This is a genomic window from Bacteroides sp. 43_46 (assembly GCF_001915455.1).
Lineage (GTDB): Bacteria > Bacteroidota > Bacteroidia > Bacteroidales > Bacteroidaceae > Bacteroides > Bacteroides caccae.
Genome location: NZ_MNQN01000096.1, coordinates 19722 through 32171, shown reverse-complemented (window position 1 = coordinate 32171; position 12450 = coordinate 19722). Strand labels below are relative to the sequence as shown.

7 protein-coding genes are annotated in these 12450 nt (G+C 41.9%); all 7 read right to left on the bottom strand.

All coding sequences use genetic code 11. The annotated features are described in order from the left end of the window. Window positions 1-50: 50 nt before the first annotated feature. A complete protein-coding gene (locus tag BHV72_RS07255; RefSeq protein ID WP_022041466.1) occupies window positions 51-1211 on the bottom strand; it encodes an acyltransferase in 1161 nt (386 codons plus the stop codon). Between the two features lie 106 nt (window positions 1212-1317). Next, window positions 1318-2955, bottom strand: a complete 1638-nt coding sequence (locus BHV72_RS07250; protein WP_022041465.1) for a fumarate hydratase — start codon at window positions 2953-2955, stop codon at window positions 1318-1320. 189 nt (window positions 2956-3144) lie between these two features. Further along, on the bottom strand, window positions 3145-5133 hold the full coding sequence (locus tag BHV72_RS07245) for a DUF4954 family protein (RefSeq protein ID WP_122295810.1): 1989 nt from the start codon (window positions 5131-5133) through the stop codon (window positions 3145-3147). Between the two features lie 59 nt (window positions 5134-5192). After that, the gene (hflX, locus tag BHV72_RS07240; RefSeq protein WP_022041463.1) at window positions 5193-6449 is read right to left on the bottom strand and encodes a GTPase HflX; all 1257 of its coding nucleotides are present in this window, start codon (window positions 6447-6449) and stop codon (window positions 5193-5195) included. A 179-nt stretch (window positions 6450-6628) separates the two neighbouring features. After that, entirely contained in the window at window positions 6629-7510 is an 882-nt protein-coding gene (locus BHV72_RS07235; protein ID WP_022041462.1) for a hypothetical protein, read from the bottom strand. A 13-nt stretch (window positions 7511-7523) separates the two neighbouring features. Beyond that, entirely contained in the window at window positions 7524-9149 is a 1626-nt protein-coding gene (locus BHV72_RS07230; RefSeq protein ID WP_005678642.1) for a RagB/SusD family nutrient uptake outer membrane protein, read from the bottom strand. Between the two features lie 17 nt (window positions 9150-9166). Then, window positions 9167-12391, bottom strand: coding sequence for a SusC/RagA family TonB-linked outer membrane protein (locus BHV72_RS07225; protein WP_286855508.1), 3225 nt, complete (start codon window positions 12389-12391; stop codon window positions 9167-9169). Window positions 12392-12450: the final 59 nt, after the last annotated feature.

The window sequence follows — 12450 nt, the reverse complement described above, 5'->3', positions numbered from 1 at the left end:
TGCACAGTTTGTTCACCGTTTATCGCGTTTATAGTATATCGTTTTACAGATTATCCCATGATGTATTTAGCAGGTTTACCGATACGATTCACCAAGTTTACAATCAACCAGGACACCAGAAAAGCGACTATCGCAGCTATCGGTATCTGTAAAGGAATAGGTATATTGAGTGTTCTTACCAATACCACTGACGGACCGGTAAAGAAGTAATGTATCATATAGACACCGAAACCACATACGGTCAGGTTAGCCAATGCCTTCCGTACTCTTTCCGAACGGACATTGACTTTCTTAGCCAACATAAATACAGGAATTGTCATCATCACCACATTGAGAGAACAATAGGTAAAAAAGAGTTCCAACATTTCGTCCGTACAATCCGGCAAAGCTGTCATGTAACGGAAACCAAAGAACGTCACGACATACCCCACCACAAACATCGGAATACCGATTGCCAATGTTTTCTTCAGGCTCCAATCGAGATCTTTCAGATAATGTCCTAACAATAAGTATCCGTTGAAACCGGCAAATGCATATAACATTCCAAAAGAATTCCAAGAGCAAGAGCCCCATAAGTAAGAGGAAACAAACTGATAATAATAAGGTAGCAACAATGTCACTCCCCAAGCCAGCAGGAACATTAACTTAGCCCGTTGCGAAGCTTTTTCCACCCATGCCGAAAAAACAGGCAGGTAAAGATAGAGTCCGATAAGCAGATAGATATACCACATGTGCACTGCCAAAAGGGAGAAGTTAAAAGGAATTGTCAGAATGTATTGTATAGCTACTGAAAGGGATTGCTGCATCACTTCTTCACCGGAATAAGGAAAGAAATCAAGGATAATCTTTGGGTCTAACCCCAATAAGCCGGTAATCCAAGGGAAAAGATTATAGATAATAGACCAAATTAAGAACGGATAAAAAACACGGGGAATACGTTTTTTATAAAAAGTAGAAGCGTCACCCCGGACAGGCAAGAGCAATGCGCCTGTAATCATTACAAACAGAGGCACACACGGACGAAGTACAGCACCGTAAATGGCTCCCCACAATTTTATTTCCCCAATATTGGGAGCTGTGCCCGGATAGAAGTTGAATGGGTCGGTACAATGGCAGCAAACAACTGTAAACATGGCAATAAGGCGTACTACATCCAACCAGACGATATGTTGGTTCTTCGGATTGTTTAATTCGATTGTCGGTGGTTTCATAATAGTTAGTGATTAGAAAAAGAGAGTTAGTAAAAAAGGGATGCCTATACGAATTTGACAGGTATCCCTTAAATAAATCATTTATTGAATCAGAACTGCAAACAAATTATTTAGTGCAATTCCACGGTTTTAACTGTTTGAAGAAGTCATTGCCCTTATCATCTACCAGAATGAATGCCGGGAAATCTTCTACTTCAATCTTCCAGATAGCTTCCATGCCCAGTTCCGGATATTCCACACATTCGATGCTCTTGATATTATTTTGAGCAAGGATAGCTGCCGGACCACCGATAGAGCCCAGATAGAAACCACCATATTTCTGACAAGCATCCGTCACTTGCTGGCTACGGTTACCTTTCGCCAGCATAACCATGCTGCCACCGTGACTCTGGAACAGTTCCACATACGAATCCATACGTCCTGCAGTAGTCGGGCCCATTGAACCACAAGCCATGCCTTCCGGAGTTTTTGCCGGACCTGCATAGTAGATAGGATGATCCTTAATGTATTGAGGCAGGTCCTCGCCACGGTCCAAACGTTCTTTCAGCTTGGCGTGAGCAATATCACGACCTACGATAATCGTACCATTCAATGACAAACGGGTAGATACCGGATATTTAGTCAACTCTTTCAGTATTTCGGACATCGGACGGTTCAGGTCAATCTTCACAACATCGCCTTCGCCTGCCTTACGTAATTCTGCCGGGATAAGTTCGCCCGGATTTGAATCCAGTTTCTCAATCCAGATACCTTCTTTATTGATTTTACATTTGATGTTACGGTCGGCAGAGCAAGATACTCCCAAACCTACCGGGCAAGAAGCACCATGGCGGGGCAAACGAATGATACGTACGTCATGAGCCAGATATTTACCACCGAATTGAGCGCCAAGGCCAATCTTGTGAGCTTCTGCCAATACTTCTTTCTCCAGTTCGACATCACGGAATGCACGACCATATTCGTTTCCTGTTGTCGGCAGGTTATCATAGAAATGAGTAGAAGCCAGCTTCACTGTCAGCAAATTCTTTTCGGCAGAAGTACCGCCGATAACGAAAGCGATATGGTAAGGAGGGCAAGCAGCAGTTCCCAATGTTTTCATCTTTTCAACCAGGAACGGAACCAATGTACCCGGATTCAGAATTGCCTTTGTTTCCTGATACAAATATGTTTTGTTGGCAGAACCACCTCCTTTTGTTACACAAAGAAATTCATACTCCATACCTTCAGTAGCCTCAATGTCAATCTGTGCAGGAAGGTTACATTTTGTATTTACCTCATCATACATATTCAGAGGTGCATTCTGAGAGTAACGCAGATTTTCTTCAGTATATGTTTTGTAAACACCCAGCGAAAGAGCCTCTTCGTCAGAATACCCTGTCCATACCTGCTGTCCTTTTTCACCGTGAATAATAGCAGTACCGGTATCCTGGCAGAATGGAAGTATACCTTTCGATGCCACTTCTGCATTACGCAGGAAAGTCAGTGCCACGTACTTGTCATTCTCGCTGGCTTCCGGATCGTTCAAGATTTTTGCTACCTGTTCGTTGTGCGAACGACGAAGCATAAATGATACATCACGGAAAGCAGCATTGGCCATTGCAGTCAGACCTTCTTTCTCAATTTTCAGGATAGGGTTTCCTTCAAACTCACTTACCGACACATAGTCTTTCGTAAGCAGATAATACTCAGTTGTATCTTTTCCCTTTTCAAACATGGGTTGATACTTAAACGGAGGTGTTGCCATAAGTTTCTTATTTTATTACGTAATGTTAGTTAGTGAGGCAAAGGTAATAATTAAGAATGAAGAATGAGAAAGGAAAGAAGAAGAATTAAGAATGAATAACGGAGAATGACGAGGTACAAATGAAGACGGTGAACGAATTGTACTTTATTGTACAATGTCCACCGCTCATCGATTCATAGTTTGGTTCACTTATTGTATATGTTCGATTCGTTTAATCAGTTCATTTCCTAAAGCAGTTTTGTCCTCGATGTGTTTCAAAACTGCAGTCACGAATGTATTGCTTTCAAAGTCACCACGTACTTGTTCGAAATCCTGTTTCATATCATCGCGAGAACCATCAACACCGAATCCGGTCATTGAAGAAAGCGAGAACTCTTTCTTTGCGTCTTCATAAACCATTTTATCCAACCCTACCACAGCTTTCTGCCATGCTTTCACGATAGTAACCACGTCCTGAGCAGTTACCGTTTCCGGATTCAAGCCATAAAATTCCTGAATCTTATTATATGCCCAGGTCCATTCATACGTGTAATAGTTTTCATGCATTTCCGCAAAACTGGCATTAATAGATTTCAGGCGGTTAATAGAGCCGTTTTCGATACCGTCCAACAATCGGTCTATTTCACTCTTGGGAGCAATCAGTCCGGAGATGTCCACCCATTCGCCGACACCGATTTCCGTATCCGGTTTCAGGTGCTGGCGGATTTCGTCATTACTTTGGAAATTAATGCCTTCCAACCGTTTTATGATAGAGTTCCCCAAGAATTTGTTGATGGCAATTTCATAGAAACGAATCCCGTTATTCAAAGAAGAATTCTTGATCTTTGCACTCTGGTAAGAGTAGATTTCAGAGGTTTCGCCGGATACCCGTTTCAATTCCTTCAAAATAGAACGTCCCTTGAACATCTTTTGAATGGTATATGGACTCAAAAGGTTATAATTGATATAATCAAGCCGGTTCGGATCTTTCCGTTTGTCACGTTTCGGCCATTTCTGGGCGTCACGGATTGTCCCGACACTTCTCAGATTCACTCCGGGAACCAGATAAGTGGTATTCCGTTGTTCTATCAAATAGGAGAAAGGAAGATTGGAAGTGTCGGCATGGTTTACATGACGTCCCATTACCAAAGAAAAAGCTCCGACACGTGCCGGCCATAAGATATATGAATCAGAAGTCGTTTTTGCCCCTCTTTCCATGGTCCCCTGATGAATCGGTCCCAACTTATACATATGATTACTCTGATTAGATCCCGAACCTGCATTCATGAATGAGAACATTCCGGCAATCAACAAAGTCGATTTATGGTGAGTCACCGTGAAAGGGCCTGCGAAGATAGCGCACGCTTCTCCATTTTCTCCCTGGCAGTTGCTGAAGAATAACGAGTCGGAAGCAGAATAATTGTGTCCCAGTTTACAAGCTTGTCCGACAAAGCAACGGCTTAGCATCGTTCCGTCGTCCACGTCTGAACCGGAAGAGATAATAAAGTCGTCGCAGATCACCCCGTGACCGATATGCACAGGTGCCGTCACATTACTATTGATACTGCCATTGGTCAGCCGACAGGTTCCACAGATGTGGCAATAATCACCAATCCTGACATTTCTGATTGAACCTGTATTAAGAATCATCACATGATCACCAATACTGCCGACAGTAGAAGCGTGCTTATTGGAATAGTAATCCGTAATCGCTTTCATGCGATTGATTAGTTCAGGACGATGACGGTACAACGCCAATATGTAGGCCTGATGCGCTGACAACTTGTCGTTAATGAGTACTTCACGCCCTCCTGTTTCATTAAGAACTGTCGCCTCTACCCCATTACCGAAAGTAGTAAGCCTGTCCACCAGAATGATATCCACATTCTCAATGAAGGTATCATTACCGATCTCATAATTAGCAATGTAGTTCTGAATGTTTTCAATGCAGCAGTTATCCCCTACTGTCACATTGTGCAAAGTTACATGACGCAATCCGGAATGTTTCCTGATGCCTCCCGGCAATGTAAATTCAGCATCAAATACACCCAGTTTCACTTCTCCCGAAAAACGGGTGTGATGAACGTACTCACAATTAAACCCCTCTGCAACTGATACATTTCCCCAATCATCAGCCAGACACGACTGGCTCTTTAACTGAAGCACTTCATCTTCAGTTAGTCTACGATAATCTTTCATATTAATAAATATAAGTAATGTGCCGCTTCCCCCAATCAGCAAAGCAGCACATTGATTAATTATTCCTCCTCTTCGTAGATCTGATAAAGAAAATCGTTATAGGGGTATTTCTGAACGTGTAATTCTTTCACTCGTTGATAAACTACGCTTTTCAGTTCGTCCATATTGATTCTTTCGCGGGCGGAAATAAAGAGACAGTTGTCTTCCATTTTTGCCATCCACGTCTTCATCAGTTCTTCGAGTGTTAAGTTTTCTTTCGTTCGGGGGGTAAGGTCATCCGGCGCTTTCTCCACATAGGTGTAAGCGTCTATTTTATTGAATACAAGTATCATGGGTTTGCCACCGCCGCCAATTTCGGCAAGTGTCTTGTTTACCACTTCGATCTGTTCTTCAAATCCGGGGTGAGAAATATCGACTACATGCACAAGCAAATCCGCTTCACGCACCTCGTCGAGCGTCGACTTGAACGAATCGACCAAATCAGTCGGCAATTTACGGATAAATCCTACCGTATCGGATAACAAGAACGGCAGGTTATCGATAATCACTTTACGCACAGTGGTATCCAGAGTAGCAAATAGTTTGTTCTCGGCAAACACTTCGCTCTTCGAGAGAAGGTTCATCATGGTTGATTTTCCGACATTAGTGTAACCTACTAATGCAACGCGTATCATGCGTCCACGATTTTTGCGCTGGGTAGCTTTCTGCTTGTCAATCTCTGCCAAACGTTCTTTCAGTAACGACATACGGTTCAAGATGATACGGCGGTCCATTTCGAGTTGCGTTTCTCCCGGTCCGCGAAGCCCCACGGAACCTTTACCGCCACCGGCTCCGGAACCGCCTCCCTGGCGTTCCAAGTGAGTCCAGAGTCGTTGCAGGCGTGGCAACATATATTTATACTGGGCAAGTTCCACCTGCGTCTTTGCATTAGCAGTCTGAGCACGCATCGCGAATATATCGAGAATCAGTGATGTACGGTCAAGTATTTTAATTTTCAGCTCAGCTTCAATATTACGTATCTGTTTCGCAGAAAGTTCATCATCAAAGATAACCATTCCCACTTCACGTTCTTCTTCCTCCTCGTTCCGGATATATTGTTTAATCTCCTCCAATTTTCCTTTACCGACATAGGTCACCGAGTTAGCTGTCGGCAACTTCTGCGTAAATCGTTTCACTACTTCCGCCCCAGCCGTCTCGGCAAGGAACGCCAATTCATCCAGATACTCGTTCGTTTTACGCTCATCCTGCGTCTGAGTGATGAGTCCCACAAGCACTGCTATTTCTACTTTGGCTTCGGATATTACAAATTCTTTCATTCTTTACTTTTTTCTTTCCTATATAACACGGGGACAAAGATAATGATTTCAATGAGATAATAAAAGAGAGTATGCTTACGTTTTTTTAAAACGCGAACATACTCTCTATTTATTCTTGTCAAGAAGAAATGATCTATTTCTTCATGTTAATCGTCTTTCAAATATTGATTAGATTCGAATCACTCATCCTCAAGTATCAATTTAAAGTCATCCGGCACTGTAAGCACAGATTCTTTTTGTCCAATCAGACCATCCCCGTAATAATAGACATTGAGAGTCATCTTATGGCTTGTCGGATCATATTTAGAATCCACATCATCTACCCCTAAATAGTCCAATGAGCTAAATCCTAGGATATCTGATCCTTCTTCTGTCAAGTACCCGGTATTATAACTATCGAAAGCGACTCCATTGTTTTTCGGATTAATCGTGAAGAACAAATATTCATCCGGTTCACCAACTTCTTCTCCTGACTCTGCCAAAGCTTGCGAGAACGGATCAACAATGCGATAACGATTCTCGCCATCTACACGTTGTACTTTTACATTATATTCTTTACCAGCATTATATTCATCAAATACCCAGTCTTTGAAAGCAAATGTTCCCGAAACATCCACCCATTTCAAACATTGAACAGTGAAACTAGCATGTCCGTTTCCTTTATATGGATTAACGGCAGCAGCTTCCAATGAGATTTGAAACGAATACTCCTCTTTTAGCTGTGCATTTTCAAAAGTTATAACCAGATCAGCCGTTGCCTGTCCGGCTGCAAAACTAACACTCTGAGGGATGTTGAAAATATTTTCCGTATTAGCCTGTACCTCAATTGCAACAGTTGCAGCCGCCTCTGTCTTATCCCGGCTAATTGTCAACGTCAGTTCTTTAGGATCAGTATCTTCCAACTCTTCATATCCAATATTATCTCCCACAAAAGAAGCACCAATACAATTGGGATCAACTGCCGGAGAAGGAGTACGTCCATCATCATCGGAGCAAGCAGCCATGCTTAGCAATGCTATTCCTCCAATTAATAAAGCTATATATTTTGTTACTTTTTTCATTGTAGTATTCATTTTAATCAGTTGCACCATCTTTTAGATTCGGATTCTGCCCTGCTACGGGAAGGTTACCTCCGGTATTATTCACGATACCGGCATTGTTATTGCTTTCTTTCTGCGGGATACGCAACAGCAACCAAGGGTCATCAGCAGCAATATTGAAACAGAAAGCATCCGGCCAGTTTCCCTTGTCACTTCCCTGGAAGCGAACAACAGGTTTACCCAAACGCATAATATCTGCCATAGAGAAGCCTTCACCCCATAATTCAATACGACGTTGCAACCAAACATCATCAACAGTTACAGAACTTTTGTTCCAACTCGCATCACGCTCATCCATCAATACCTTAAGCTCTTTAGCAGCATTACCTTCGTCATTCTGTTGTGCCAAAGCTTCCGCTTTGATAAGAATCATCTCCTCGGCACGCATGATACACCAGTCATTGTCATTATTGGAGCTTCCTATACCACTTTTCATTCCGAACTTCACATTGGTATATTTGATAAATTTCATTTTTACATCTTCTATTTCCAATGTCGAAATATCATTTCCAATTGCAGAGCCCCAGCTAAGTCCAGATAATGCGTCTGATTTCAGGTTTTCATCGACCCACCATTGTTTGCGGACATCTGATGTTGAGATTTTCTTATAAAGCAAGGAGTTTATAGTCTTATACATGGCTACTCCCGCCGTGTAAGCATAACTGGAGAATGACCCTAATTGTCCTGCCGGAGTTGCATACGCATTCTTATTCACCATAGGTACAGAAACGTTAATTCCCCACATCCAGTTATGATCGGATATATCATAAAAAGCAGGTTTGGACACTTCTTCCTTAGTATAAGGAGTATAGCCTTCCATTGCCTTATCAGCATCATTGTATGCTTCTTGCCACATTCCCATATACAAGTGAGCACGTGCACGTAACCCATAAGCAACCTGTTGGTCGATACGAGTCTTATCTCCCTGACGGTTATATCCTTCCAACAAATCAATAGCACTATTCAAGTCACTTATAATTTGTTCGTAGACCTTACCTACCGTAGCACGAGGATTATTGACAAAATTAGTCGTTTCTTCCGTTATCAACGGCACACATGGAAGGTCTTTACTGGTAGCATAGCGGAACTGATAATAAGGTGCCAGACATAAATAATCAAACGCACGAACCGCCTTAGCTTGTCCTAAATAATACTTTTCAGTCTCACTCGCCGTCGCCGGATCAATAGAAAGAATAATATCATTAGCCGCTTTTATCTGATTATAAAAGATAGCATAACGTGCAAAGGGATTGGCATACGTAGCATAACGGTCACTATATTCACTGCTGACAGAAAACCAGTTATAACCATTATTGGCACAGATCATATCCGGGCCATTCAAATCCTGAGAAAGACAAACTGTCGGATAACCACCGTCATCATCTCTGGTATCAGAAGGAAATGCAGCACACACTGTCCCCATGCTGCTATACATACCTGCAATTTTAGCCTCCACACGGGAAGGGATGACAGATGTAGCATCATCTATCTGTTCACCTGTAATTCGGTAGCCCTCACTCTCAATATCATTGATGTCAGAGCAGGAAGCAAACGATAATGCTCCCAATATAAAAAGTGCAAACTTATTTATTCGTTTCATAGTTCTTTCTTTTTTAATTAAAACGTAAGAGAAATTCCTCCTGTGATAGTACGCATCGCAGAATATGAACTGGTAGTATTGGCACCACTTTCAGCAGTCGAGCTTCCCAGACCTAATCCCAAACGCGGGTCAAGACCTTTGCGTGCCGATAAAAGAGCTACATTGTCAGCCGTCAAATAAACTCTACAATGAGATAGTCCCAGTTTGCTGGTCAAACGTTTCGGTATTGTATATCCCAATGTAATATTGTTAAGGCTGAGATAATCCGAGCTAACAAGGAAACGGCTGGAATCCTGTTGGTAGCTTGCATCACTTGCACTTAAACGAGGTACGTCAGTATAACGATTGTCCGGTGTCCACGCTTTACGGATGTCCGTAGACCAGTTTGTACCTTGCATACCACTATTTCCATTGTGCATATATGCCTGATAAGCCCCGTCGTAATATTTGCCGCCCAACTGATAAGAAAGCTGCAATGAGAAATCAAAACCGTAGAATCGCACTGAAGTCCCCAAACCACCATATACTTTTGGCAACGTAGTACCCTGATCCGCTTGTTGGGCTTCTTCATAGTTAGAAGTCTTTGTATAATCACCATTATCCGGATCCACATAATACAATGCCTTTCCCGTATCCGGATCTACTCCGGCGTATGTTTTCAAATAAGACTGGTAAAGAGATCCTCCTACCCGGTAAATATAATAAGAACCTTTTTGACCGCCATTTTTCTCCAAATCCGGATCCAATGCAGTAATTTTATTGGTATAGTGCGTCAGGTTGAAGTTCATAGCCCATTCATAATCCTTTCCGCGAAGGATAATGCCGTTCAAATCCAATTCAACACCCTTATTCATAATATCGCCCACGTTGGTCGGCTCATAGCCTGTACTGATACCGGATGATACAGGGATCGGTTTGTTATACAACAAATCGACAGTTTTTCTGCTGAAATATTCAATAGTACCATTCAAACGGTTGTTGAATAATTCAAAGTCAGTACCGATATTGAAAGCATAAGACGTTTCCCAAGTCAGATCTTTCGTTCCTTTATATTTGAGAATCAGTGAATATTGCCCGTTAGCGTAGTTCACATCATACTGGTCTTGATAAGCATACCAGTTGTCACGCTGTACACCGTTTACAGTAATCAGCAGTCTGTCATTACCCTGCACACCCCAACTAGCTTTCAGTTTCAACATATTCACCCATTTCACGTTTTCCATGAACTTTTCGTGGTTAATCAGCCAAGCTCCACCTACACTTCCGAAGTTACCCCAACGGTGATCTTTATGGAAACGTGAAGAAGCGTCACGACGATAAGAAGCACTGAGGAAGTATTTTCCGTCATAGTTATATTGCAAACGGCTCAAAATACCTTCGGTCATATAATTGTCCGTATATGATTTCGCATTCTTCTTGTCTATACCTCCGGCATTATTCAACTCACCAATATATGGGTTGTACAGATTGGTGTTTTCTCCGTAGAGTACTTGATTCTTATAACGGTATTGTTCATAACCGACCAATAAATCTGCATTATGCTTATCGGCAAACGTACGTGCATAGGTTGCCAGATACTGGTTATTCACTCCCATCATTCTGGTATGCTGTACAAAAACAGAACCATCATCTGCCGATGCAGATCCGAAAGCACTGCTCAACTGGTTCAAACGGCTGTTCTGTACATTCGCAGAAATATTAGCAGTCAGCGTCAAACCTTCAATCGGAGTGATGTTAGCATACCATTTTCCACTTAACAAATCGGTATATTCATGCTGACGGTTCAGTTCGATGTCTCTAGCCGCATTTCCAGTTACCGAAGGACGAGAAAAGCCGCTGTTGTTACCCGAGTCATAGATTTTATACCCTGTGTTGGGATTGATAGCAATACTTCCGTCAGCATTACGTACATATAAAGGATAGATCGGTGCAATTGTATTGGATACATAAAATAAGTTAGCAGAACTTCCCCAAGAATCACCATCCTGATAGTCAGGAGCTTGTGAATCCGAATAAGTGTATGCAATGTTGGTTCCTACTTTTAACCATTCTTTAGCTTGATAATCAACTTTTGCACGACCGGTATAACGTTTGTAAGCAGAATTTTGAATAATACCGGAATCATTCAGGTAACCGACACTTGCATAGTAATTCAATTTGTCAGAACGGCCTGAGATATTAACATTGTATTCCTGACGGAAATTTGAACTGAATACTTCGTCATACCAATCGTCAGGAGTATAATAATATTTACCATCAGAATACCCTAACTTAGCATTAGGATTAAGCTTGAAATTGTTACCAATCAATTTTTCAGCATCAGGCACGGTATAAACAAGGTATCCCAATCCACCATTTTTTGCGTCCAACAAAGTTTTATCTGCATAATTATAAGCTTCGGCCTTAGAGGAACCGGTATAGATCTTGGAATTGTACAAAGTCTTGTACTGCGTTTCGTAATATTCTGCCGTTCCAATTACATCATATTGAGGAACCATGCGCGAATTGGACCCCCATTTGGCATCAAATGTGACCTTTGCTTTTTCTGTTTTAGCAGATTTAGTTGTAATCAAGATAACTCCATTCGCTCCGCGTGCTCCATAAATAGAGTTAGCAGCCGCATCCTTCAATACAGAAAGGGATTCTATATCTTGAGGGTTAATGGAAGACATATCACCATCATAAGGTACTCCGTCTACTACATACAACGGAGCATTGCTTGAACTCATAGAACCGATACCACGGATACGAACTGTCGCAGACGCTCCCGGAGCTCCGTTAGCATTTACTGTCTGAATACCGGCCACCTGTCCGGAGAGGGCATTGGTGATATTCGACACAATTCTCTCTTCCAATTTATCAGCTTTAATAGTTGAAGCAGAACCGGTAAATGCTGATTTCTTAGCAGTACCATAAGCAACAACTATAATCTCATCTAATTGTTTAGCATCCGGCTTCAATGTGATTTTTAAATGGGGTTTAATTGCCACTTCTTGCGCCTGCATTCCAATATACGAAATCTGCAAAGTCTTTGCAGAACTTGGTACATTTGCCAAATTAAAATTACCATCCACATCTGTGATTGTACCTTGAGTAGTACCTTTTACTAACACAGAGGCGCCAACAACTGGCTGCCCGTCTTCTTCAGAAATCACAACACCTGTGATCTTCTGAGTTTGGGCAGTTACCAGACTTATGCCCACAAAAAGGCATGCCAATAACAGCATCAATTTTCTTTTCATAAATTCTCTCTTAAAGTTTAACTTTACATTAATTGTTTCTTTACTCTAACAATTTGCAA